The sequence below is a fragment of the Streptomyces sp. V4I2 genome, from assembly GCF_030817655.1.
Lineage (GTDB): Bacteria > Actinomycetota > Actinomycetes > Streptomycetales > Streptomycetaceae > Streptomyces > Streptomyces plumbiresistens.
This window is the reverse complement of sequence record NZ_JAUSZM010000003.1, coordinates 2,011,574-2,035,188: the sequence shown is the minus strand read 5'-3', so window position 1 is coordinate 2,035,188 and position 23,615 is coordinate 2,011,574. Positions and strand designations below refer to the sequence as shown.

General features: G+C 70.6%; 24 protein-coding genes and 1 riboswitch. Of the genes, 17 read left to right on the top strand and 7 right to left on the bottom strand.

The window, feature by feature from the left end; all coding sequences use genetic code 11:
• Window positions 1-159: 159 nt before the first annotated feature.
• Window positions 160-290, top strand: a riboswitch (FMN riboswitch).
• 145 nt (window positions 291-435) lie between these two features.
• The 9 genes from QFZ76_RS10255 to QFZ76_RS10215 all read left to right on the top strand — a co-directional run bounded on the left by QFZ76_RS10255 (window position 436) and on the right by QFZ76_RS10215 (window position 7,714).
• The gene (locus QFZ76_RS10255) at window positions 436-1,038 is read left to right on the top strand and encodes a riboflavin synthase (RefSeq protein WP_307673429.1); all 603 of its coding nucleotides are present in this window, start codon (window positions 436-438) and stop codon (window positions 1,036-1,038) included.
• Entirely contained in the window at window positions 1,035-1,685 is a 651-nt protein-coding gene (locus tag QFZ76_RS10250; protein WP_307673428.1) for a nicotinamide mononucleotide transporter family protein, read from the top strand. Before QFZ76_RS10255 ends, QFZ76_RS10250 begins: the two co-directional genes overlap by 4 nt.
• Window positions 1,682-2,971 carry a bifunctional 3,4-dihydroxy-2-butanone-4-phosphate synthase/GTP cyclohydrolase II gene (locus QFZ76_RS10245; protein ID WP_307673427.1) on the top strand — a complete coding sequence of 430 codons (1,290 nt, stop codon included), beginning with the start codon at window positions 1,682-1,684 and terminating at the stop codon, window positions 2,969-2,971. The genes QFZ76_RS10250 and QFZ76_RS10245 overlap by 4 nt, the downstream gene beginning before the upstream one ends.
• Window positions 2,972-2,992: 21 nt before the next feature.
• Window positions 2,993-3,478 (top strand): 6,7-dimethyl-8-ribityllumazine synthase, encoded by a 486-nt coding sequence (gene ribH / locus QFZ76_RS10240; protein ID WP_307673426.1) that lies wholly within the window; start codon window positions 2,993-2,995, stop codon window positions 3,476-3,478.
• Window positions 3,479-3,512: 34 nt separating this feature from the next.
• Window positions 3,513-3,785, top strand: a complete 273-nt coding sequence (locus QFZ76_RS10235) for a phosphoribosyl-ATP diphosphatase (RefSeq protein WP_030946750.1) — start codon at window positions 3,513-3,515, stop codon at window positions 3,783-3,785.
• 53 nt (window positions 3,786-3,838) lie between these two features.
• Complete coding sequence (hisG, locus tag QFZ76_RS10230) at window positions 3,839-4,687, top strand: ATP phosphoribosyltransferase (protein WP_307673425.1); 849 nt, start codon at window positions 3,839-3,841, stop codon at window positions 4,685-4,687.
• Between the two features lie 14 nt (window positions 4,688-4,701).
• Window positions 4,702-5,145, top strand: a complete 444-nt coding sequence (locus QFZ76_RS10225; RefSeq protein ID WP_307673424.1) for a PH domain-containing protein — start codon at window positions 4,702-4,704, stop codon at window positions 5,143-5,145.
• Window positions 5,146-5,303: 158 nt separating this feature from the next.
• On the top strand, window positions 5,304-6,632 hold the full coding sequence (locus QFZ76_RS10220; RefSeq protein ID WP_307673423.1) for a hemolysin family protein: 1,329 nt from the start codon (window positions 5,304-5,306) through the stop codon (window positions 6,630-6,632).
• Window positions 6,629-7,714 carry a hemolysin family protein gene (locus QFZ76_RS10215; RefSeq protein WP_307673422.1) on the top strand — a complete coding sequence of 362 codons (1,086 nt, stop codon included), beginning with the start codon at window positions 6,629-6,631 and terminating at the stop codon, window positions 7,712-7,714. Before QFZ76_RS10220 ends, QFZ76_RS10215 begins: the two co-directional genes overlap by 4 nt.
• 127 nt (window positions 7,715-7,841) lie before the next feature.
• On the opposite strand, the gene QFZ76_RS10210 is transcribed toward QFZ76_RS10215, so the two are convergent.
• Both QFZ76_RS10210 and QFZ76_RS10205 read right to left on the bottom strand, forming a co-directional pair.
• Entirely contained in the window at window positions 7,842-9,704 is a 1,863-nt protein-coding gene (locus QFZ76_RS10210; RefSeq protein ID WP_307673421.1) for an AAA family ATPase, read from the bottom strand.
• A 433-nt stretch (window positions 9,705-10,137) separates the two neighbouring features.
• On the bottom strand, window positions 10,138-10,758 hold the full coding sequence (locus tag QFZ76_RS10205) for a uridine kinase (RefSeq protein ID WP_307679977.1): 621 nt from the start codon (window positions 10,756-10,758) through the stop codon (window positions 10,138-10,140).
• A 210-nt stretch (window positions 10,759-10,968) separates the two neighbouring features.
• Here QFZ76_RS10205 and QFZ76_RS10200 point away from each other — a divergent pair, with 210 nt between their 5' ends.
• The 3 genes from QFZ76_RS10200 (at window position 10,969) to QFZ76_RS10190 (ending at window position 13,351) form a co-directional block, all read left to right on the top strand.
• Window positions 10,969-12,336: a peptidase C39 family protein gene (locus tag QFZ76_RS10200; protein ID WP_307673420.1), complete on the top strand. Its 1,368-nt coding sequence runs from the start codon at window positions 10,969-10,971 to the stop codon at window positions 12,334-12,336.
• A gap of 147 nt (window positions 12,337-12,483) precedes the next feature.
• Window positions 12,484-12,624 carry an SCO1431 family membrane protein gene (locus tag QFZ76_RS10195; RefSeq protein ID WP_307673419.1) on the top strand — a complete coding sequence of 47 codons (141 nt, stop codon included), beginning with the start codon at window positions 12,484-12,486 and terminating at the stop codon, window positions 12,622-12,624.
• 64 nt (window positions 12,625-12,688) lie between these two features.
• Entirely contained in the window at window positions 12,689-13,351 is a 663-nt protein-coding gene (locus tag QFZ76_RS10190; protein WP_307673418.1) for a TetR/AcrR family transcriptional regulator, read from the top strand.
• An 89-nt stretch (window positions 13,352-13,440) separates the two neighbouring features.
• On the opposite strand, the gene QFZ76_RS10185 is transcribed toward QFZ76_RS10190, so the two are convergent.
• Window positions 13,441-14,700 carry a glycoside hydrolase family 18 protein gene (locus QFZ76_RS10185; protein WP_307673417.1) on the bottom strand — a complete coding sequence of 420 codons (1,260 nt, stop codon included), beginning with the start codon at window positions 14,698-14,700 and terminating at the stop codon, window positions 13,441-13,443.
• Between the two features lie 332 nt (window positions 14,701-15,032).
• Here QFZ76_RS10185 and QFZ76_RS10180 point away from each other — a divergent pair, with 332 nt between their 5' ends.
• Window positions 15,033-16,205 carry an acyl-CoA dehydrogenase family protein gene (locus QFZ76_RS10180; RefSeq protein WP_307673416.1) on the top strand — a complete coding sequence of 391 codons (1,173 nt, stop codon included), beginning with the start codon at window positions 15,033-15,035 and terminating at the stop codon, window positions 16,203-16,205.
• Here QFZ76_RS10180 and QFZ76_RS51700 read toward each other — a convergent pair.
• Window positions 16,168-16,428, bottom strand: a complete 261-nt coding sequence (locus tag QFZ76_RS51700; RefSeq protein WP_373464280.1) for a hypothetical protein — start codon at window positions 16,426-16,428, stop codon at window positions 16,168-16,170. The two genes, QFZ76_RS10180 and QFZ76_RS51700, sit on opposite strands and share 38 nt — an antisense overlap.
• Before the next feature lie 183 nt (window positions 16,429-16,611).
• A complete protein-coding gene (locus QFZ76_RS10175; protein ID WP_266443195.1) occupies window positions 16,612-17,046 on the bottom strand; it encodes a hypothetical protein in 435 nt (144 codons plus the stop codon).
• A 267-nt stretch (window positions 17,047-17,313) separates the two neighbouring features.
• On the opposite strand from QFZ76_RS10175, the gene QFZ76_RS10170 reads away from it, so the two are divergent.
• From QFZ76_RS10170 to fxsA, 4 genes are all read left to right on the top strand, one after another.
• A complete protein-coding gene (locus QFZ76_RS10170; protein ID WP_266443197.1) occupies window positions 17,314-17,754 on the top strand; it encodes an Lrp/AsnC family transcriptional regulator in 441 nt (146 codons plus the stop codon).
• Window positions 17,755-17,801: 47 nt separating this feature from the next.
• Window positions 17,802-19,403 (top strand): amidohydrolase, encoded by a 1,602-nt coding sequence (locus QFZ76_RS10165; RefSeq protein WP_307673415.1) that lies wholly within the window; start codon window positions 17,802-17,804, stop codon window positions 19,401-19,403.
• Between the two features lie 558 nt (window positions 19,404-19,961).
• Entirely contained in the window at window positions 19,962-20,753 is a 792-nt protein-coding gene (locus QFZ76_RS10160; RefSeq protein WP_307673414.1) for a polyprenol monophosphomannose synthase, read from the top strand.
• Window positions 20,754-20,860: 107 nt separating this feature from the next.
• On the top strand, window positions 20,861-21,424 hold the full coding sequence (gene fxsA / locus QFZ76_RS10155) for an FxsA family membrane protein (RefSeq protein ID WP_307673413.1): 564 nt from the start codon (window positions 20,861-20,863) through the stop codon (window positions 21,422-21,424).
• Between the two features lie 137 nt (window positions 21,425-21,561).
• Here the strand turns inward: fxsA and QFZ76_RS10150 are convergent, their stop codons facing one another.
• Together QFZ76_RS10150 and QFZ76_RS10145 are read right to left on the bottom strand one after the other, a co-directional pair.
• Window positions 21,562-21,936, bottom strand: a complete 375-nt coding sequence (locus QFZ76_RS10150; protein WP_003977404.1) for an RNA polymerase-binding protein RbpA — start codon at window positions 21,934-21,936, stop codon at window positions 21,562-21,564.
• 267 nt (window positions 21,937-22,203) lie between these two features.
• On the bottom strand, window positions 22,204-23,559 hold the full coding sequence (locus tag QFZ76_RS10145) for an MFS transporter (RefSeq protein ID WP_307673412.1): 1,356 nt from the start codon (window positions 23,557-23,559) through the stop codon (window positions 22,204-22,206).
• Window positions 23,560-23,615: the final 56 nt, after the last annotated feature.

Here is a 23,615-nt window from a genome sequence, read left to right as displayed (position 1 = left end):
TCAAGGGGGTGTGGACCAAGGTCAAGATGCAGACTACGTGCGGGAATTGGTGCGCCACTGCCCGCGCGAGAAGTCCATCGGTGGATCCTGTGAGCCACCCCACACCGTTCGCCCGTATGGACGTCGATCAGGCGTGGCACACTGGCTCTGTACCAGAAGCAGCGCACTCCGGGGTCGGTGAAAGTCCGAACCGGCGGTTACAGTCCGCGACCCGGTCGCTTCCAGCGGCCGGTTGACCAGGTGAAATTCCTGGACCGACGGTTAAAGTCCGGATGGGAGGCAGTGCGCGGCGGGCGGGCATTCGTGCGCGCCGCCGAACCGGTTCGTCCATGGGGCGAGCCCTGTCCGGCGTCGCCCCCGGTGTTCCCGCTCGTACGTTCTGTCGTCATCGACAGCCCCGGAGTCCGTGCCCGAAGAGGCAGGAGGACCCGGGAAGTGTTCACCGGAATCGTCGAAGAGCTGGGTGAGGTCACCGCCGTCGAGAACCTCGGCGACGCCTCCCGCTTCCGGCTGCGTGGCCCCGTCGTCACCGAGGGTGCGAAGCACGGCGACTCCATCGCCGTCAACGGCGTCTGTCTGACCGTCGTCGAGCACGAGGACGACTGGTTCACGGCCGACGTGATGGCCGAGACGCTCAACCGCTCCAGCCTCGGCGCCCTCGCCGTCGGCTCCCGCGTCAACCTCGAACGCCCCATGGCCCTCGGCGCCCGCCTCGGTGGCCACATCGTGCAGGGCCACGTCGACGGCACCGGCACGGTGCTGGAGCGCAAGCCGTCCGAGAACTGGGAGATCGTGAAGATCTCACTCCCCGCGGATCTCACGCGCTATGTCGTCGAGAAGGGCTCCATCACCGTCGACGGCATCAGCCTCACCGTCGTCGACGCGGGCCCCGACTACTTCACCGTCAGCCTCATCCCCACCACCCTCGACCTGACCACGCTCGGCCGCAAGCAGCCCGGCGACCCGGTCAACCTCGAGGTCGACGTCATCGCCAAGTACGTCGAGCGGCTGATGGGCAGTCAGGGGGCCGGTCGGTGAACTGGCTGAACTCCGAGGCGTTCGTCCTCTTCGACCAGCACATCCTGTGGTCGGACATGGTCGGCAACACCCTCGGCCTGGTCGCCCTCGCCCTCGGCTGGCGCCGGTCCATATGGAGCTGGCCCGTCCAGTTCCTGTCCGGCCTCGTCCTCTTCGGAGCCTTCTTCGGCCACCTGACGGGCAGTGCGGGCAAGCAGGCCGTCGTCATGGTCGTCGCCGGGTACGGCTGGTGGCAGTGGAACCGCAACAAGGGACGGGCCGAAGACGGGGGAGACGGCCAGATCACCCCGCGGTTCGCCACCTGGCGCGAGCGCGGGGCGATGGTCGGCGCCGCGGCCGTCGGGACCGTCGCGGTGGCCCTCCTCTTCAAGGCGTACCCGACCCTGTCCTGGGACCCCTGGCCGGACGCCTACATCTTCGTCGGCACCGTCGTCGCCATGTACGCCCAGGCGCGCGGCATGGTCGAGTTCTGGTTCGCCTGGCTGCTGGTCGACCTGGTCGGCGTCCCGCTGAACTTCGCCAACGGCTACGCCTTCTCCGGCTTCGTCTACGTCATCTACGGCGCGCTCGTCCTGTGGGGCATGCGCGACTGGTGGCTGCGCTCCCGCAAGGGCCCGCAGCCCGCCCTGGAAGGAGCGCCCGCATGAGCGCGGCACCGATCCTGTACAGCACCGACGGTCTCGAGGACTTCGCGCTCGACCCGATCGAGCAGGCCATCGCGGACATCGCGGCCGGCCGCCCGATCGTGGTCGTGGACGACGAGGACCGGGAGAACGAGGGCGACCTCGTCATCGCCGCCGAGAAGGCGACCCCCGAGATCGTCGCCTTCATGATGAGCGAGTGCCGCGGCCTGATCTGCGCCCCCATGGAGGGCGACGAGCTGGAGCGGCTCCGGCTTCCGCAGATGGTCGACGACAACACCGAGTCGATGAAAACCGCGTTCACAGTCTCCGTGGACGCCTCCGCCGCTCACGGTGTGACCACCGGCATCTCCGCCTCGGACCGCGCCACCACGCTTCAGCTCCTCGCGAGCGGTACGGCGGAGCCCACGGACCTCGTCCGCCCCGGCCACGTGTTCCCGCTCCGCGCCAAGCCCGGCGGGGTGCTGGTCCGCAACGGCCACACCGAGGCAGCCGTCGACCTCGCCCGCCTCGCGGGCCTGCGCCCGGCCGGCGCGATCGTCGAGATCGCCGGCGAGGACGGCCGCATGCTCCGCCTGCCCGAACTGATCCCGTTCGCCCGCAAGCACGGCCTGACGATCATCTCCATCGAGGACCTGATCGCCTACCGCCGCAGCTCCGAACCCACCGTCCGCCGCGAGGCCGAGACCCGCCTGCCCACCGTCCACGGCACCTTCACGGCATACGGCTACCGCTCCACCGTCGACGGCGTCGAGCACGTCGCCCTGGTGCACGGAGACATCGGCGACGGCGAGGACGTCCTGGTCCGCGTCCACTCCGAGTGCCTCACCGGCGACGTCTTCGGCTCCGCGCGGTGCGACTGTGGCCCGCAGCTCGACGCCTCCCTGGAGCGCATCCAGAGCGAGGGCAGGGGAGTGGTGGTCTATCTTCGCGGCCACGAAGGACGCGGCATCGGCCTGCTGTCCAAGCTGCGCGCGTACGAGCTCCAGGAGCAGGGCCACGACACCCTCGACGCCAACCTGGAGCTCGGCCTGCCCGCCGACGCCCGGGACTACGGCGCCGGCGCGCAGATCCTTCAGGACCTCGGCGTCCACAGCGTGCGTCTGATGACCAACAACCCTGACAAGACCGACGCGCTCGTCCGCCACGGCCTCAAGGTCAACGGCCGCGAGCCGATGCCCGTACAGGCGGGCGAGCACAACCTCCGCTACCTGCGCACCAAGCGGGACCGGATGGGTCACGACCTGCCCTGGCTGGACACGACCCCCGTGTCCACCTGCGGCAACCAGTAAGACAGAACACCAAGGAGCGACGTGAGCGGCAAGGGTGCACCGGAACTGTCCGTACGCAATGTCGGAGACCTGCGGGTCGCCGTCATCGCGGCACAGTGGCACGAGAAGGTGATGGACGGTCTGGTGGACGGCGCGCTGCGCGCCCTGCACGACCTGGGGATCGACGAGCCGACCCTGCTGAGGGTCCCCGGCAGCTGGGAACTCCCGGTCGTCGCCAAGGTCCTCGCGGGCCGCGGCTACGACGCGATCGTCGCCCTCGGTGTCGTCATCCGCGGCGGCACCCCCCACTTCGAGTACGTGTGCCAGGGCGTCACCCTGGGCCTCACCCAGGTCTCCGTGGAAACCGGCGTCCCCATCGGCTTCGGTGTCCTCACCTGCGACACCGAGGAGCAGGCCCTGGACCGGGCCGGCATCGAGGGCTCCAACGAGGACAAGGGCCACGAGGCGGTGACGGCGGCGGTGGCCACGGCGGCCACCCTCCGCTCAGTATCCGAACCGTGGCGTTAGGGCGGGCGGCACTACGCGTAAAGTGGGCGCCACCATGTCCAATAAGACGTTCGAGGAGCTCTTCACCGAGCTCCAGCACAAGGCCGCGCACGGCGACCCCGCCACTTCCCGCACCGCAGAACTGGTCGGCAAGGGCGTCCATGCCATCGGCAAGAAGGTCGTCGAGGAGGCCGCCGAAGTCTGGATGGCCGCCGAGTACGAGGGCAAGGAGGCGGCTGCCGAGGAGATCTCGCAGCTGCTGTACCACGTCCAGGTGATGATGGTCGCCCGCGGGATCTCCCTGGACGACGTCTACGCCCACCTCTGAGCCGCGCCACCCACCCGCACATCACAACCGCACGAACGAAGGAAGCCGACCTCATGCTGCGCATCGCCGTCCCCAACAAGGGTTCCCTGTCAGGACCTGCGGCGGAGATGCTGCATGAGGCCGGCTACCAGCAGCGCCGCGAGTCCAAGGAACTGCGGATCGTCGACCCGGAGAACGAGGTGGAGTTCTTCTACCTCCGCCCCCGCGACATCGCGATCTACGTCTCCTCCGGCAAGCTCGACATCGGCATCACCGGCCGCGACCTGCTGATCGACTCGGGCGCCAGCGCGGAGGCCATCCTCCCGCTCGGCTTCGCCCGCTCCACCTTCCGCTTCGCCGGCAAGCCCGGCACGGCGGCCGGCATCGCGGACCTCGCCGGCAAGACGGTGGCCACCTCCTACGAGGGCATCGTCGCCAAGCACCTCGCCGACAACGGCATCGACGCCTCGGTCGTCCACCTCGACGGCGCCGTCGAGACCGCGATCGAACTGGGCGTCGCCGAAGTCATCGCGGACGTCGTGGAGACCGGCACCTCGCTGCGCAACGCGGGCCTCGAAGTCTTCGGCGACCCGATCATGAAGTCGGAGGCCGTCGTCATCCGCCGCGTCGGAGCCGAGGCCGACGAGCCCAAGGTCCAGCAGTTCCTGCGCCGCCTCCAGGGCGTCCTGGTGGCCCGGACGTACGTGATGATGGACTACGACTGCCGCGTCGAGCAGCTCGAGAAGGCCGTCGCGCTGACGCCGGGCCTCGAGTCCCCGACCGTCTCCCCGCTGCACAACGAGGGCTGGGTCGCCGTCCGTGCGATGGTCCCTTCCAAGGAAGCCCAGCGGATCATGGACGACCTGTACGACATCGGCGCGCGGGCCATCCTGACGACGGCCATCCACGCCTGCCGTCTCTGAGGGGCGCCGTCAGAATGTCCGAACTGCCCGCTCTCCCCGTCACGTTCCGGCCAGGGCGTACCCGCGCCGTGCTGCTGACCGCGGGAGTCGCGATCCTCGTGGTCATCACGACGGTCGCCATGCTGCTGGAACAGCTCAGCCCCGGCGAGCGCCTCAGCTTCGTCTTCACCGGGGCGCTCCTGTTCGGAGTGCTGCTCATGCTGTCGCGGCCGAAGGTCGTCGCCGACGAGACCGGTGTCACCGTCGTCAATATCGCCAGCAAGCGCCGCCTGGCCTGGGCCGAGATCATCCAGGTGAACCTCCGCCCCGGCGACCCCTGGGTCTTCCTCAACCTCAGCGACGGCACCAGCCTGCCCGCGCTCGGCATCCAGCCGGGCATCGCCAAGCAGCACGCCATCGCCGACGCACGCGCCCTGCGGGCGCTCGTCGAAGACCGTTCGACTGGGGATCTGCCGTAACGGGCCATGTCTTGATTAATCTGTTGGCGGAGGCGTTCTCGTTTGCGCCTCCGCCCTGTGTTGTTCCTGCTACCCGAGGAGTGACTCCCTCCAGCGATGGACGGATCGTCCTGTAGTACCTGCGCCGCCCCCTCCCGACATATCGAGGCGGCGGCATCATGACCACCCCCTTGCTGCTCCTCGGAGCGGCATTCCTGCTGATTCTCGCCAACGGATTCTTCGTCGCGGCCGAGTTCGGCCTGGTCACGGTCGAGGCGACGGACGCCGAGAAGGCCGCCGCCGAGGGCGACCGACGGGCCCGTACGGTCGTCGAGTCCCTCAAGGAGCTGTCCTTCCAGCTCTCCGGCACGCAGCTCGGCATCACCATCACCTCCCTCGTCGTCGGCATGCTCGCCGAACCGGCGCTCGCCGAGCTGCTGGACGGCCCCATCTCCGCGACCGGCATCCCCGAGGGAGCGGTCTCCGGGGTCGCCGTGGTCATCGGCATGCTGCTGGCCTCGGCCGTGCAGATGGTGATCGGCGAACTGGTGCCCAAGAACTGGGCGGTGTCCAAGCCGCTGCAGGTCGCGCGCTTCGTCGCCGGCCCGCAGCACGCCTTCGCCCGCCTCTTCCACCCGGTGATCGCAGCCCTGAACGCGGTCGCCAACCGCCTCGTCCGCGCGCTGGGCATCGAGCCCACCGAGGAGCTGGCCTCCGCCCGCACCCCCGGCGAACTCGTCTCCCTGGCCCGGCACTCCGCGCGCGCCGGCGCCCTGGAGCAGGACACCGCGGACCTCTTCGTACGGACGCTGTCGCTGGCCGAGCTGACCGCGCAGCACGTCATGACCCCGCGCGTGAAGGTCAGCGCCCTGCAGTCGTCGGCCACCGCCGAGGACGTGGTCAACCTGACCCGCGCCACCGGCCTGTCCCGCTTCCCCGTCTACCGCGAGAAGATCGACGAGATCGTCGGCATGGTGCACCTCAAGGACGCCCTGGCCGTCCCCGCCCACAACCGCCTGCGCACCCCGGTGGTGCACATCGCCCGTCCGGCGCTGCTCGTACCCGAGACCCTGCCCGTACGGCCCCTGCTCGCACAGCTGCGCAACGAACAGCCCATAGCCGTCGTCGTCGACGAGTACGGCGGCACGGCAGGCGTCGTCACGCTGGAGGACATCGTCGAGGAGATCGTCGGCGAGGTCCGCGACGAGCACGACGGTCAGGACCTGCCGGAACTCGCCGCCGCCGCGCCGGAGGACGGCAGGCCCGCCTGGGAGGCCGACGGCAGCTGCCGCGTCGACATCCTCCGGCGCATCGGCCTGGACGTGCCCGAGGGGCCGTACGAGACCGTCGCCGGCCTGGTCGCCGACCTCCTCGGCCGCATCCCGGCCGTCGGCGACCGGGCCGAACTGCCCGGCTGGCGGCTGTCGGTGCGCCAGGTGGGGCACTACCGCGCCGAGCGCGTCCGCCTGGTGCGGACGGCCCCCGTCGTGGTGGAGGCAGCCCGATGAGCGTGCTCCAACTCCTCTTCGCCGCGCTTCTCGTGCTCCTCAACGGCTTCTTCGTCGGCGCCGAGTTCGCCCTCGTCTCCGTGCGCCGCAGCCAGATCGAACCGCTCGGCACCGCCCGGGCCCGGCAGGTCCTGTACGGCCTGGAACGGCTGCCGCAGATGATGGCGGCCGCCCAGTTCGGCATCACCGTCTGCTCGCTGACCCTGGGCGCGGTCGCCGAACCGACGGTCGCAGGCCTGCTGGAGCCGGTCTTCGAGTGGATCCACCTGCCGCACGGCATGATCCACCCGCTCGGCTACGTCATCGCGCTCGCCGCGGTCGTCTTCTTCCACCTCGTCATCGGCGAGATGCTCCCGAAGAACCTCGCGATGGCGGCCCCGGAGAAGGTCGCGCTGTGGCTCAGCCCCGGCCTGGTCGCCTTCGCCCGCCTCTGCAAGCCGATCACCGCGGGCCTCGGCGCCTGCGCCGGGGCCATCCTGCGGCTCTTCGGCGTCGAGCCCAAGGACGAGGTGGAGGCCGTCTTCACCAGCGAACAGCTCAACCGCCTCGTGGAGGACTCCGGCCAGGCCGGCCTGCTCGACCCCGAGGAACAGGAACGCCTGGAGGACGCCCTGGAGCTGGGTTCCCGCCCGGTCACGGACGTGCTCCTGAAGCGTGAGTCGCTGGTGACGGTCAGCCCCTCGGTCACCCCGGGGCAGATCGTCGAACTCACCGGCCACACCGGTTACTCCCGCTTCCCGGTGGCGGCGGAGAACGGCGCCTTCATGGGCTACCTGCACGTGAAGGACGTACTCGACCTGGAGGACTCCCAGCGGGCGGTGCCGCAGCAGATCTGGCGCCCGATGACGACGCTCCGGTCCGAGCTGCCGCTCGACGACGCGCTCACCGTGATGCGCCGGGCCGCGACACACCTCGCCCAGGTGGCGGACGCGTCCGGCAAGGTGCTGGGGCTCGTCGCCCTGGAGGACGTACTGGAGCTGCTGGTCGGCGAGGTACGCGATCCGGCCCACCGCGAGGTGCCGGAGGTACGGGTCGCGGAGCCGCGGGTGAGCGGGGAGCCGGAGGAGGCGCTGGCGAGCTGACGCGCGCCGCCGCCTGCGGGCCACTGTGCCTCAGCGGCGGCGCCCAGCCGGCATCGTGCGCAGCTGCGGGCAGTCGTGCCATGCGCGACCCCCGCCTGCACCAGCACCAGTACCTGCCCAAGCCCGGTCACATCGTCGACGGATCCTGCGGCCCCCGCCCCGACAGCACCTCTCCGTACGCCTGCATCAGGTCCGGCAACCGAAGCGTCGACAGGTCGTCCCGCGTCAGCACCCCCGGATACGTCGACAACCGCAGATCCCGGTACGCGCAGCTCTTCTCGTACAGCGTCCGTAGGAACCGCCCGTTCCCCAGTTCGTCGATCCACCCCTGGTCGACCACGTGCCCGGCGATGGACCGCAGCTCGTCCAGCGCCTCTTCGTCCCACACGTCACCGTTCTCCGTGGCCAGCACCTCGCCGATCGAGGTGAGTTCAAGCGGCCGGTAGGAGGGAAAGTCGACGCGGGTCGTGAAGCGGGACGACAGCCCGGGGTTGGCGGCCAGCAGACGGTCCATGCCCTCCGGATAGCCGGCCAGGATCACCACGAGGTGGTCACGGTTGTCCTCGGCGCGCTTCAGCAGCACCTGGAGCGCCTCGTCGCCGTACGCGTCGCCCTTGCCGTAACCGGAGTTGGAGAGCGAGTACGCCTCGTCGACGAAGAGCACACCGCCGAGCGCGGAGTCGATCAGCTCGTTGGCCTTCACAGCGGTCTGGCCGAGGTACTCGCCGACCAGGTCGGCCCGCTGGGCCTCGACGAGATGGTCGCCGCCGAGGAGCCCGAGGGCGTAGAAGACCCGGCCGAGGATGCGGGCCACGGTGGTCTTGCCGGTGCCGGAGGGGCCGGAGAACACGAAGTGGCGTTTCGGCGGCTGAACGGGCAGCCCCTGCCCGGCGCGCAGCCGGGCCATGTTCAACTGTGCGGACAACGCCTTCACCTGGCGTTTCACCGGTTCCAGGCCGACCATGCGCTCGAGCTCGGCGAGCGCCTCCTCGAGTAATGCGGGATCCGTGGGCCCGGCGGGCAGCGAGGGCGAGGGCACGGACTTCTCGCGGACCGCGGGGTCGGTCGCCGACGGCAGCGGTCCGGAGAGCGGCAGTTCGGGCTCCGTGAGCTTCAGGTCGCGACCCTCGCCCCCGAAGAGCGGGTCGAGTCCGTCCGGGCCGTCCAGCATGTCCTGCCCCGCCCCGGTGAGCGTGATCGCGGCGAGGTCGGTGGACTCGTCGTACCCGTCGCCCTCGGCGATCGCCGCGAGCCGGGCCGAGGTGTCCATGAAGGCGGGGTCGACGCGGTGCACGGCCCGGTACAGGGGCAGCGCGGCGGCGCTGCGGCCGGTGCCCTCGTGGGCCCGCGCCAGCCAGTAGCGCAGCTCCTTGCGCTGCGGCTGTTCGCTGCGGCAGCGCATCAGGGCCGACGACAGCAGCGGTTCGGCCTGGCCGTACATCTCCAGGCGGACCCGGGCCATACCGCCGAACAGGCCCGCCTCGATGCCCAGCATGGGGTCGTTGATCAGCGGGTCGGTGTGCCGGACGAGCTGTTCCCAGTCCTTGACGAGATAGGCGCGGCACGCGTGCAGGAAGCGGACCTGGTGGTCGGCGTCCACCGGCGGCAGGCCCGCCAGGGCCCGGTCGAGTTCCGGGACGTGCCGGCCGTCCAGCCAGTGCGAGGCGTGGGCGAGGAGCAGGTCGCGCGGGCTCTCCAGCACCGGTTGCACCCACCAGCCCAGCCAGTACCAGGAGTTGATGGTGCGGCGGTGCCGCGCGCGCTGTTCGCCGAAGCGGTCGCGGTGCCGGAACATCCTGAGCAGCGCTGTCGTCGTGTCCACGCGCAGCGCGTGCAGTCCCAGCCAGCCGTCGGCCATCCCGGGATCGATCCGCACCGCGGTGCGGAACTCCTCCTCCGCCTGCGGATAGGCGCCCATCGTGTAGGCGTCCACACCTCGCAGCCAGGCGAGGTCGGCCGGGGCCTCGGGGCCCTGCGTGCCGAAGTCCATCACGTCCCCCACAAACCGTGCCCCCGTTTGGTTGGCCGGCGGGCCGGTGCCCGTCGACCGCCTTGGTCCAACCGCTGTGCCGCGGACCGGAGTTGCAACGGTGCGCAGAGCAGCCGTCCGTAGGTCGCACCGAGGGCATCGTACCTGCGGTGGTGTCGCCCGCCGTAGGGTGCCGCACAGGCCGTTTGACGAGGTGGGAGCACAGGGGCGCACTCGCGCGTGGTGACCGAGGGTGAGCGAATCATGCCCCGGGCGTCCGGAAAACGCGAAGAGGACAGAACGAAGCCCCCGATCACGGGGGAACAACCGGGGGCTTCGCGTCTGAGGGGCGGCTTCGATGTGCCGCACATTCAGAACGTAAGACCTGTACGGCCCGTCGGTCAAGCCGAGTTGAAGCACTCCGGGAAGTTCTCCCGCACGGCTCTTCACAAGTTCAGCACACTGCGGATGGTCCGTCACCCTGTGTGATGTTCTGGTTCGGTCCAATGCTTCCGGCAGGCCCCGACAGCACCTCATATCCCTCTGCGCACTGCCGTACCAGCAGATCGGCGAAGGGCCGGGAGGGGTCCTCGGCGAAGTGCCGTTGTTCCGCCCGGACCCAGCCGTCCCAGAACTCCCGCTGCTCCTTCCCGTCCCGTGCCCGCCCACGCGCCCACGCCTCCTCGCGCGGCAGCTCCATCCACAGCAGGTGCGCCAGATGCGGGCGCAGCGCCCGGCGGCCCGCCCCCACGCCCTCGACGAGAACCACCGGGGCTGGGGGGAGCGGGCGGGGCGGTCCGAAGCGGCGGGTGTGCCAGTCGTACGGCGTGTACCGCGCCGTCTCGCCGCGGCCGAGCGGTTCGATCACCTGGGTCAGCAGCCGCTCGGTCCAGCCGAACAGTTCCGCATGGCTGGCGAGGTCGTCGAGACGCAGCACCGGCGCGCCGTCCAGCTCCCGGGCCAACTGACTGACGAACGTGGATTTCCCGGAGCCGGCGTGTCCGTCGACGCCGATCAGGCGGACCGGTCCGCAGGACGGGGGGAGTCGGCGGAGCCGGGAGGCGAGGTCGCGGATGGCCGTTCCTCGGGAGCAGGGAGCAGGGAGCAGGGAGCAGGTTTTCTCCGTGCAGTCTAAGTCGGCCAGGTCACGCCAGTGGAAGAGACCAATATTGCCGGGCGTGGCATGGGCCGAAGTGCTGGCAGGAGCATGCCGCCTGCTCCATAGTTGGCGCACAACCGTGCATTGGACCTGCCCCGACTCGGACACCTGGGAGTCATTCCGCCCATGAGCAGAGCCGAACAGCCGTCCCGGAGAACCGTCCTGGCCGCCGCGGTCGCCGCCGCCGTGGCCGGCAGCGCGGGCCCGGCGTCCGCCGATACCACGAGCAGCACCGTGACCGACACGAGCGACCTTGCCGCGGCCCGCCCGGTCGACAACCGTTTCTGGACCACGTACGCCCACTGGCGCGGCGGCACCGCCCAGGGCACCCGGGCCGTCGCGGGCGTCCGCCCGGGTGTCGTGATCGGCACCCCCGCGGGCACCGCCGACTACACCGACCCCCACACCGGCAGGACGGCCGCCTGGGAGTACGCGACCTGGACGTCCCCCGTCCACGACCTCGCCGTCCCCGCCACGGAGGCGATCGCCACCTGGAACGCCCACACCCCGGCCGGCACCTGGCTCCAAGTCGAGCTCAAGGGCACGTACTCCGACGGCACGGACACCCCTTGGTACGTGATGGGCCGCTGGGCGGCCGGCGACCAGGACATCAGGCGGACCTCGGTCGACGACCAGAGCGACGACAAGAGCAGCATCTGGACGGACACCTTCGCGATCGACGACCCGGCCACGGGCCTGCGCCTGGTGTCGTACCGCCTCAGGCTCACCCTCTACCGCAAGCCCGGCGCGAAGACCACGCCCACGGTCTGGCGGCTCGGCGCGATGGGCTCCGACATCCCCGACCGCTTCACCGTCCCGGCCTCCGCCCCGGGTCTCGCCCAGGAACTGACCGTCCCGCGCTACTCGCAGGAGATCCACATCGGCCAGTACCCCGAGTACGACAACGGCGGCGAGGCCTGGTGCAGCCCCACCTCCTCACAGATGATCATCGAGTACTGGGGCAGCCGGCTCAGCTCCGAGCAGCTGGCCTGGGTGGACCCGGCGTACGCCGACCCGCAGGTCTGCCACGCGGCCCGGTACACCTACGACTACCAGTACGCGGGCTGCGGCAACTGGCCGTTCAACGCCGCCTACGCGGCCACCTTCAAGGGCCTCCAGGGCGTGGTCACCCGGCTCGGCTCGCTCACCGATCTGGAGACGCTGATCGCCGCCGGCATCCCGGCCATAACGTCCCAGTCCTTCCTCAAGGAGGAGCTCACGGGGGCGGGTTACGGAACCTCCGGCCACCTGATGACCGTGATCGGCTTCACGGCCACCGGTGACGTGATCGCCAACGACCCGAACTCGCCGACCAACGAGGCCGTGCGACGCGTCTACAAGCGGCGCGAGTGGGAAAATATCTGGCTCAGGACCAAGCGGTACAACGCCAGTGGCAAGGTCGTCTCCGGTACCGGCGGCGTCTGCTACCTGTACTTCCCGGCCCACCCGGGCCCGCGCCAGCGCAAGGCGCTCGCGGCGGTCGGCGTGCGCTGAGCCGACGTACGAACGGCCCTCGGCTCCAAGCGAAGCCGGGGGCCGTTCTGTGTGACCAAGCTCTCTGCCGCAAAAGCCGCCCCGAGTGGCAAGGTGGACAGACCGGTGGGGGGAGTCCACCCGTACGTCCGACCTCAGCGAGAAGCCATGACCGCACACTCAGCCGCCGCCGCCCGCGCCCGTACCGGCGGCCCCCGCGAAGACGGCCCGAAGATCGTCGAGCATGTCATGGGCTGGACCCTCGTCGTGGTGATCGCGATGCTCGTCACCCAGCTCGGCCTGCTGTGACCTGACGCATACCCGACCTGACATACTGCGGGTGTCCCGCCGCCCGTTGAGACCAGGGTCGAAATTGAATATCAGTCAACAGAGCGACGCTGCCCGTCCGCGGGCGCGCGGCACTGAGCGTTCGGTGGCACGTCGCGCCGAACTCATCGCCATCGGGCGGAAGTTGTTCGCCGACACGTCGTACGACGCGCTCTCCATGGACGACATCGCCCGGCAGGCCCATGTCGCCAAGGGACTGATCTACTACTACTTCCAGTCCAAGCGCGGCTACTACCTGGCGATCATCCAGGACTCCGTCGCCGACCTGGTCACCTACGCGGCGAGCGGCCTCGAACTGGAGCCGGTGGGCCGGGTCCACCGCACCATCGACAGCTATCTGCGCTACGCCGAGCACAACCAGGCCGCCTACCGCACGATCGTCAGCGGCGGCGTCGGCTTCGACGCCGAGGTGCACGCCATCCGGGACGGGGTGCGCGAGGCGATCGTCGCCACCATCGCCGAAGGGGCGTACGGCCGCAGCGACATCGCGCAGGTGCCGCGGATGGGCCTGCTCGCCTGGGTGTGCAGCGTCGAGGGCGCCGCCCTCGACTGGATCGACCGCCCCAGGCTGTCCCGCGAGACGATGCGCGAACTCCTGGTGAAGACGCTCGGCGGTTCGATGCGGGCCATCGAGGAGATGGACCCCGCCTATCCGGCCCCGGCGCCGGCCCGCCGCGACGACGGCTGACGACACCCGACGGACGGCACCCGGCGGACAGCTCACGACTCGGGGCGGAGGCTCGTGGTCCTCCGCCCCAAGTCGCCCTTTCGGCTCGGTCAGTTGATCGCGTTGATCAGCTCGCCGTCCGCGGTGTCCCCGCTCAGCTCCCAGAAGAACGTGCCGCCAAGGCGCTGCGCGTCCTTGTACTTCATCTTCCCCTTGATCGTCTTCGGGGTGTCGTAACTCCACCAGTCGCTGCCGCACTTGGCATAGGCGGTGCCGCCCACGGTCCCGGTCGGCGGGCACGTGGTCCTGAGCACCTTGTAGTCCTCGAAACCGGCCTCGTACGTCCCCGCCGCCGGGCCGGTGGCCGTGCCGCCCGGCTTCGCCTGGGTGACGCCGGTCCAGCCGCGCCCGTAGAAGCCGATGCCGAGCAGCAGCTTCGAGGGCGGGATGCCCAGACTCCTGAGCTTGGCGATGGTGGCGGCGGTGTTGTAGTCCTCCTCCGGGATTCCCGGGTAGGACGTCAGCGGGGAGTGCGGTGCCGTCGGGCCGGCGGCGGCCCAGGCGCCGAAGTAGTCGTACGTCATGGGGTTGTACCAGTCGACGTACCGGGCCGCGCCCGCGTAGTCCGCGGCGTCGATCTTGCCGCCGGGTGTGGCGTCGGCGGTGATCGCCGCGGTGACCAGCTGCCGCTTGCCGAACTTGGCGCGCAGCGCGGCCATCACGTCCCGGAACGCCTCCCGGCCGCTGGTGTCGCAGGTCAGGCCGCAGTCGTTCGGGTACTCCCAGTCGATGTCGATGCCGTCGAAGACGTCCGCCCACTTCGAGTTCTCGACCAGGTCGTAGCAGGACTGGGCGAAGGCGGCCGGGTCCTTGGCCGCCTCACCGAAGCCGCCCGACCAGCTCCAGCCGCCGAACGACCAGATGACCTTGAGGTCGGGGTGGAGCTTCTTCAGCTTGATCAGCTGGTTGAAGTTGCCGCTCAGTGGCTGGTCCGCGGTGTCGGCGACACCGTCCACGGACTCCTCGGCGGTGAACGGCTTGTCGGTGTCCGCCCAGGGGTCGCCGAGGGCGCACTTGCCGTCGGTGACGTTACCGAAGGCGTAGTTGATGTGGGTGAGCTTGTCGGCGGAGCCGGAGGTCTCGATGTTCTTGACGAAGTACTGGCGGCCGTAGATGCCCCAGTCGGTGAAGTAGCCGACGACCTTTGAACCGGCAGCGTCGGCGGCGCCGGTCGCGGTGGACTCGGCGGGGCCGGGCTCCGTGGCGGTGGCGGTGCCCGCACCGGCGAGCAGGCCGGCGCCGAGGGCGGCGCAGCACGAGGCGGACAGGAGGGCCCGGAACCGGGCGCGGGGGCGGGGCGGGGTGTGCATCGGGTGTCTCCTCGCGGGGGACAGGGAGGGGATCGCACGCCGATTGGCATGAACGCGGGGAAGCGTTGGAGCGAAACAGTAAGAGGACTAGACCAATCGGTCAATGGTTCGTACCAATTTTTGGGAGGGTGGGCGCGTCGGAACTTCTTGAAGTGAGCGGTCGTTAACTGGTGACGGAGTGCCTCCGATCGGGCATACTCACAGCGCACAGCCGCTGGTCAGCAGCTTCCGAGACCCGGAAGTGCGAGCCTCGGCCGCACTCAGTGAGACCTGGCGGAGCCGCCCCCACAACGGGCCGTCCGCCCGTGCCCGACAGGGAGGAGAGCGTCGCCATGCCCGACCGCGCCCCGCAGCCGGTGGACCGGCAACTGCCCACTGACGAGGCCCGGGATCTGATCTCGCTCGTCCGCGACATCGCGCAGCGCGAGATCGTCCCGAAGGCGGCTGAGGAGGAGGACGCCGGACGCTTCCCGCGCGAGGTCTTCACCCTGCTCTCCGAGTCCGGACTGCTCGGCCTGCCGTACGACTCCGAGTACGGCGGCGGTGACCAGCCCTACGAGGTTTACCTCCAGGTCCTCGAAGAGCTCGCCGCGGCCCGCCTCACCGTCGGCCTCGGTGTCAGCGTGCACACCCTGTCCTCCTACGCACTCGCCGCCTACGGCACCAAGGAACAGCAGGTCGAACACCTGCCCGCGATGCTCGGCGGCGGTCTCCTGGGCGCGTACTGCCTCTCGGAACCCTCCTCCGGCTCGGACGCGGCCTCACTGCGCACGAAGGCGGTGCGCGAGGGCGCCGACTGGGTGATCACCGGAACCAAGGCGTGGATCACGCACGGCGGCATCGCCGACTTCTACACGGTCATGGCGCGTACGGGCGAAGCGGGCCCGCGCGGGATCACGGCGTTCCTGGTGCCCGGCGACGCAGCGGGCCTCAGCGGAGCGGCGCCGGAGAAGAAGATGGGCATGAAGGGCTCGCCGACGGCCCTGGTCCACTTCGACGGGGTCCGCGTCCCCGACGACCGGCGCATCGGCGACGAGGGCCAGGGCTTCGCGATCGCCCTGGCCTCCCTCGACTCCGGACGTCTCGGCATCGCGGCCTGTGCCGTCGGCCTGGCCCAGGCGGCGCTCGACGAGGCGGTGGCGTACGCGACCGGGCGGCAGCAGTTCGGGCGGCCGATCGCCGACTTCCAGGGCCTGCGCTTCATGCTCGCCGACATGGCGACCCAGATCGAGGCGGGCAGGGCGCTGTACCTGGCGGCGGCGCGACTGCGCGACGCGGGCCGGCCGTTCGCCAAGCAGGCGGCCATGGCCAAGCTGCACTGCACCGACACCGCGATGAAGGTGACCACCGACGCCGTCCAGGTCCTCGGCGGGTACGGCTACACGGCCGACTTCCCGGCCGAGCGGTACATGCGTGAGGCCAAGGTCCTGCAGATCGTCGAGGGCACCAACCAGATCCAGCGGATGGTCATCGCCCGTCACCTCGCGGGTCCCGAGACCCGCTGAACTGGCCCGGCGTCACCTGAGGTGCCGAGAGCCGCGCCCACTCCGGGTCGTGGCGCCCCGGCAGGGTGCGGCCGCCGTCCGCCCAAGTGCGCATCAGATCACGGTAGATGGGCGGGTCCTGGACCTGCGGCGGCGCGAGCGGAACCGATTGCGTCGATGCGGGGACCGGTGCGGGAACATACACACGGCGCTGACGCCCGGTCGCCGAAGTTGTGGGGGTCATACCGGGGCAACGCAGAGGTCGGCGGACAGGTCACCGGTGCCCGGAATCGGGAGTGAGTTCGCCGAGGTCCGGGTCGGTGTGACTGTCTGACGTACCGCCACTTCCGGTCAGGCCGCACCGAACCGCACCACGGCAGTCTGTGAGCCGTGGCGCGGCTCGGTCACGGGGTCGGAGCGAGGCCGCTCAGGCGGCCTGGCGGCGCATGACGGGCACCCGCATGGGGCGCGAGCCCGGGCCGCCGACGTGCGAGAAGGGCTGCGTCCGCCAGTCGAGTCCCTGAGGGAGCGTCAACAGGAGGGCGGTGTCCTGCTCCTGCGGCTCGGCCGACTCGTCCGCCGACCGGGCGTCGGACGCCTTGCGGCCGGTGCCGGCGCAGACCGTGAGCCCGAACGGGTTCCACGGCGAGGCACACAGCGCGTGCTCAGGCAGGACCTCCTCGTCCGCCAGCAGGGCGATCGGCTGCGCGCAGTCCGGGCACACGACCCGGTACATCTCGAAGGTGTCGTAGTCGTCGAGTTCGTCCTCGAGGGCGTCGGGTTCGACGCCCTCCGGCTCGGGCTCGACAACCGGCTGCGACCGCTTGGGTGCGGTACGACCAGGGCGCTTAAGACTCTGCATAGGATTCTCCCCCTCGGGCTGGGCCGTGACGGCGCTGCGGCCTCGACCACAGCAAGCACTTCCCGCCCCGTCTCGGCGGTAATCACGACACCATCACGGAGCCTGCTTGAGGAGTGTGGTCTTAGTCACATGCCATCCGCAGGTGCCGGACGCGGCCCCTTTGTCCCCGGACGGCGCACCGGCTGCTCTCGGCCACATCACGAACCGGGCATGACCTGCGCCGCTCAGGTATCGCAGGAGATCAGCCGCACTGTAGGTTCTTGCGCCATGGAGGAGCTCGACCGACAAATCGTGCAGCTGCTCGTCAAGGACGGGCGGATGAGCTACACAGACCTGGGCAAGGCCACCGGCCTGTCCACGTCGGCCGTGCACCAGCGGGTGCGCCGGCTGGAACAGCGCGGAGTCATCCGCGGCTACGCGGCGGTGGTCGACCCGGAGTCCGTCGGGCTGCCCCTGACCGCGTTCATCTCGGTGAAGCCGTTCGACCCCAGTGCCCCCGACGACATCGCGGACCGCCTCTCCGGCGTCCCGGAGATCGAGGCCTGCCACAGCGTCGCCGGCGACGAGAACTACATCCTCAAGGTGCGGGTCTCCACCCCGCACGAGCTGGAGGAGCTGCTGGCCCGGCTCAGGTCGTTGGCGGGCGTCTCCACACGGACCACGGTGGTGCTGTCCACGCCCTACGAGGCACGGCCGCCGCGGATCTGACCGACCTGCGTGCCGGACGCCCCGCGCGAGGCGCGAAACTGTCCCTCATGAGTGAACGCACCGCCGAACCGACCACCGTCCTCCTCCGCCGCGGCGAGGTGCACAGCCCCGCCGACCCGTTCGCGACGGCGATGGTCGTGGAGCGCGGCCAAGTCGCCTGGGTCGGCTCCGAGGGCGCGGCCGACGCCTTCGCGGACGGTGTCGACGAGGTGGTCGACCTGGACGGCGCCCTGGTCACCCCCGCATTCACCGACGCGCACGTGCACACCACGTCCACCGGCCTCGCCCTCACCGGCCTCGACCTGTCCGACGCCCCCTCCCTGGACGCGGCCCTCGCCCTGGTACGGGACTTCGCCGCCGCCCGCCCGAACGACCGTGTCCTGCTCGGGCACGGCTGGGACGCCGCCCGCTGGCCCGGCGGCCGCCCCCCGACCCGCGCCGAGCTCGACACGGCCACCGGCGGCCGCCCCCTGTACCTGAGCCGGATCGACGTCCACTCGGCGGTCGTCACGACGGCCCTGCTGGACCTGACCCCCGGCCTCGGCGCCCCGGACGCCCCGCTGACCGCCGACGACCACCACGCCGTACGCGCAGCCGCCCTCGGCGCCGTCACCCCGCAGCAGCGCAGGGAGGCCCAGCGCACCGCCCTCGTGCACGCCGTGTCCCTCGGTATCGGAACCGTTCACGAGTGCGCGGGCCCGGAGATCTCCTCCGAGGACGACTTCACCGGTCTGCTGAACCTCGCTTCCGAGCAGGCGGGCCCGCGCGTGGTCGGCTACTGGGCCGAGCAGGACGTCGAGAAGGCCCGGGAACTGGGCGCGATCGGCGCGGCCGGCGACCTGTTCGTGGACGGCGCCCTCGGCTCGCACACCGCCTGCCTGCACGAGCCGTACACCGACGCCGACCACACCGGCACCGCCTACCTGGACGCCGCCGCCGTCGCCGCGCACGTCACCGCCTGCACCGAGGCGGGCCTCCAGGCGGGCTTCCACGCCATCGGCGACGCCGCCGTGACCTCCGTCGTCGAAGGCGTGCGCGCCGCCGCGGAGAAGCTCGGCCTGGCCCGTATCCGGGCCGCCCGTCACCGCGTCGAACACGCCGAGATGCTCACGCCCGAGACGATCGCGGCCTTCGCCGAGCTCGGCCTGACCGCGTCCGTCCAGCCCGCCTTCGACGCGCTGTGGGGCGGCGAGGACGGCATGTACGCCCAGCGCCTGGGCGCCGCGCGAGCCCGGACTCTGAACCCCTTCGCGGCGTTGCTCCGGGCCGGCGTCCCGCTCGCCTTCGGCTCCGACAGCCCGGTCACGCCCCTCGACCCGTGGGGCGGCGTCCGCGCGGCCGCCTTCCACCGGACCCCCGAGCACCGGGTCTCCGTACGCGCCGCGTTCACCGCGCATACGCGCGGTGGATGGCGGGCCGTCGGACGGGACGACGCGGGTGTCCTGGTGCCGGGAGCGCCCGCGGACTACGCCGTGTGGCGCACCGGCGAACTGGTCGTCCAGGCCCCGGACGACCGAGTGGCCCGCTGGTCGACCGATCCCCGCTCCGGTACCCCGGGGCTGCCCGACCTGACCCCGGGCCGCGACCTCCCCGTCTGCCTGCGCACCGTGGTGGGCGGACGGACCGTGTTCGTACGGCCGGGCGAGTGATCTACCGGGGTGGCGCACCGTCGATCGGTCGTCGCCGCGCCGACGCGCGACCTGCGCATCCTCCGCGCTGACCAGGGCTTCGATGCAAGAGCCGCAGGTGGGGCGGCTGTTGACAGCCGACGGCGGCGGGCCGGTAGGTTCGTCCGAGTCCACCACCGGACGCCCGACCGGGGAACGCCCGCGCACTCGCCGCCGCGCCGCTGGGTCAGGGACGGTGTGCCGCACCGGGGCACCGCCACTGGGAGCCAGGCTCAGCGCCCGTGACACGGCGAGGGAACGTTCCGGACCGGTCGGGGAGGTGTGACCCGGATGGGGCCGGGCGCTCAGTAGACAACGGCTTTCGGTCGACCCGCAGCCGGCGGGTCCCAGGTCGGCCCGAAGGGCGCCGGGCCCCCATCCGCAGAACGCACAGCCCTCGCCGCCGCACGCACAGTCCCCAAAGTGCGCATCCTTACCCGGCTTTTGTGGAAACGACACCACCATACTTACGTCCTGTCACGTCATCGCAGGCCGCGGCCACTATGGTGGACGTCTGCGTACGGACTTGAAGGGGCAGCAGTGAACGACGGCGACGGGACCCTCGCGGCACAGGACCGGGGGAGACAGTTCGGCCCGCTCGGCACGGCGTTGGTGATCATTCCGACCTACAACGAGGCGGAGAACATCAAGGCGATCGTCGGCCGGGTGCGCAAGGCCGTCCCCGAGGCCCACGTGCTGGTGGCCGACGACAACAGCCCCGACGGCACGGGCAAGCTCGCCGACGAACTGGCCGCCACCGACGATCACGTCCAGGTCCTGCACCGCAAGGGCAAGGAGGGCCTCGGCGCCGCGTACCTCGCGGGCTTCCGCTGGGGCATCGAGAAGGACTACGGCGTCCTGATCGAGATGGACGCCGACGGCTCGCACCAGCCCGAGGAACTCCCCCGTCTGCTCACCGCCCTCAAGGGCGCCGATCTGGTCCTCGGCTCCCGCTGGGTGCCCGGCGGCCGGGTCGTCAACTGGCCCAAGTCCCGCGAGGTCATCTCGCGGGGCGGCAGCCTCTACTCCCGCCTCGCCCTGGACCTGCCGCTGCGCGACGTCACCGGCGGCTACCGAGCCTTCCGTCGCGAGACCCTCGAGGGCCTCGGCCTCGACGAGGTCGCCTCCCAGGGCTACTGCTTCCAGGTCGACCTCGCCCGCCGCGCGGTCAAGGCCGGCTACCACGTGGTCGAGGTGCCCATCACCTTCGTCGAGCGCGAGCACGGCGACTCCAAGATGAGCCGGGACATCCTGGTGGAGGCCCTGTGGCGGGTCACGACCTGGGGCGTGGGGGAGCGGGTCGGCAGGATCGTCGGCCGGGGCAAGTCCTGACAGCCGCACCTGGCGGCCGTACTTGGCGGCCCTAGCGGTACGACTTCACAGGCAGGGCTGATCGTCCCCTTATCCCGTGCTGAGCCCGGCCCAGGCACACTGGACGTATGACGACTGGCGCTCCGACTCCCACGTACCCCGCCCGGCCCCGGCGCTCCCGGCTGCGCACCTTCCTGCCGCTGGGCGTCGCCGCCTGGCTGGTGCTGGAGATCTGGCTGCTGACCGTGGTCGCCGGCGCGTCGAGCGGGATCACGGTGTTCCTGCTGCTCCTCGCCGGCTTCGTGCTCGGCTCGGTGGTCATCAAGCGAGCGGGCCGACGCGCCTTCCAGAACCTGAACGAGGCCTTGCAGCGGGGCGGAGCACCGTCCGACTCGTCGAAGGGCGGCGGCAACGGCCTGATGATGCTCGGCGGCCTGCTCCTGATGATCCCCGGCCTGGTCTCCGACGCCGTGGGACTGCTCCTGCTGGTCCCCCCGGTCCAGAAGGCCCTCGGCCGCTACACGGAGCGCACCGTCGACCGCAAGCTCCGCGAGGCCGCCCAGGGCACCCTGGGTGACGCCTTCCAGCAGGCCCGCATGCACCGGCCCGACGGCAAGGTGGTCCAGGGCGAGGTCATCAGGGACGAGGCGGGTGGCGCGCCCGAGGACCCCCGCCCGCCGCTGACGCGCTGAGCTGTTGGCCGTACCGGCACACGAAGCTGAGCTGTTCGGCCGTACCAGCACACAAAACCGCGGGCGCCGTACGTGACATCACGTACGGCGCCCGCGGTTGCTTGCTGTGTTGTTTGTCCGCCCAGACCCCGAAGGGACTACGCCGACTTCCGGCTGTCTCGCGGATGGACCGCGATGTTCATTGCGCCGGAGCGCAGAACAGCCAGGCGCTCCTCGAGGACCTCTTCGAGTTCCTCGCGAGTGCGCCGTTCCATCAACATGTCCCAATGCGTACGCGCGGGCTTGGCCTTTTTCTCTTCAGGGCCGTCGCCGTCAACGAGGAGTGCCTGGGCCCCGCAGACCTTGCACTCCCACTCCGGCGGGATCTCCGCCTCGACCGAGAAGGGCATCTCAAAGCGATGTCCCTTCTCGCATGCGTACTCCACGGCCTGGCGCGGGGCCAGGTCGATGCCGCGGTCCGTCTCGTAGCTGGTCACCACGAGGCGCGTGCCGCGAAGAGCTCGCTCACTCATGAATCGTGCCTCCCGGGCTTGTCGCCCACAGGACAGGTGTCGCTGTCGTCGTCATCCGGTCAACGTCCGGTCGGCGGTAAAGATTCCCGTTCCGGGTCCCGTCCCGGGCAATGCGTCGCCGTCGTAGCCGCCCCTTGTTGTACCCACCAGCGCCCGGTTTGTCACATCTGCTAGCAGATGTCACCCAGCGTTTCGGCTTCTTTGACGCGCAGTAACGGTACGCCTGGCAGGCCAAACGCGTACACTACAGCGCTTTCGCCTTGAACGCTAAATCCTCTCGGGAATCGGATTGCCCGCGTCGCTGATCGCCCGCCGCACCGGAACCCGTGCGAGCAGCACGAATCCGACGACGAAGAAGGCCACCAGCGAGATGATCGCGTCCCGATAACTACCGGTCGCCTGGTAGGTGATCCCGAAGAGCAGCGGGCCCAGCCAGCTCATGCCCCGGTCGCTCATCTCGTACGCCGAGAAGTACTCGGCTTCCTTGCCGGGCGGCACGAGATGGGAGAACAGCGACCGGGACAGCGCCTGGCTGCCGCCGAGGACGAGGCCGATCCCGGAGGCGAGCACGAAGAACCACACGGGCGCGCCGGCGGGCAGGAAGTACCCGGCGGCCAGCGTCACCGTCCAGGCGACCAGCGAGCCCAGGATCGTGCGCTTGGCGCCGTAGATCCGGGCCAGCCGCCCCATGCCCAGCGCTCCCGCCACCGCGAGCACCTGGACCAGCAGCACGGCACCGATGAGCGTCGACTGCCCGAGTCCGAGTTCCTCGGAGCCGTAGATCGAGGCCTGGGAGATCACGGTCTGGATGCCGTCGTTGTAGACGAGGTACGCCAGCAGGAAGGCGAGGGTCAGCGGGTGGCGGCGCATGTCGCGGACGGTCGCGGCGAGCTGGCGGAAGCCGGGAGTTGTCGATCCCGGCGTGGCCTTCGAGGCGGAGCGGCGGTCGCGCAGCCGTCGCAGCGGAATGAGGGCGAAGGCACCCCACCACAGGCCCGCGGAGGCCAGGCAGATACGGACCGCGGCGCTCTCCGAGAGCCCGAAGGACTCGTGGCCGGTGTAGAGGACGAGGTTCACCACCAGGACCAGGGCGCCGGCCGCGTACCCGAAGGCCCAGCCCCGGGCGGAGACGGCGTCGCGCTCCTCGGGCGGGGCGATCTGCGGGAGGTAGGAGTTGTAGAGCATCATCGCCACGGACTGCGCGGCGTTCGCGACGACCAGCAGGGCACCGCCGAGCAGATAGCGGTCGCCGCCGAGGAAGAACATGGCCGTCGTCGCCGCGGCCCCGGTGTAGGCGGCGGCCGCCAGAAGGGGCTTCTTGCGGCCGGTGCGGTCGGCGGCGGCGCCCACCAGGGGCATCACCAGCACGGCCACGATCACCGACAGGGACACCGAGTACGCGAAGAAGGACCCGGCGCGCACCGGGATCCCCAGCGGATGCACGAAGCCGTCCGCGTCCGCCGCAGACTTGGCGACCGACGTCAGATAGGGGCCCAGGAACACGGTGAGCACGCTCGTCGAGTAGACGGAACAGGCCCAGTCGTAGAAGTACCAGCCGCGCTGTTCGCGCCGCCGTTCGGCGGCCTCGTCCGCCGATTCCGCCCGCACGGTGTCGGTGCCCACCCGTGCCCTCGCTTCCCCGTGAAGGTGCCGCGCTCGGGTGTACGGCCCAGGGGGTG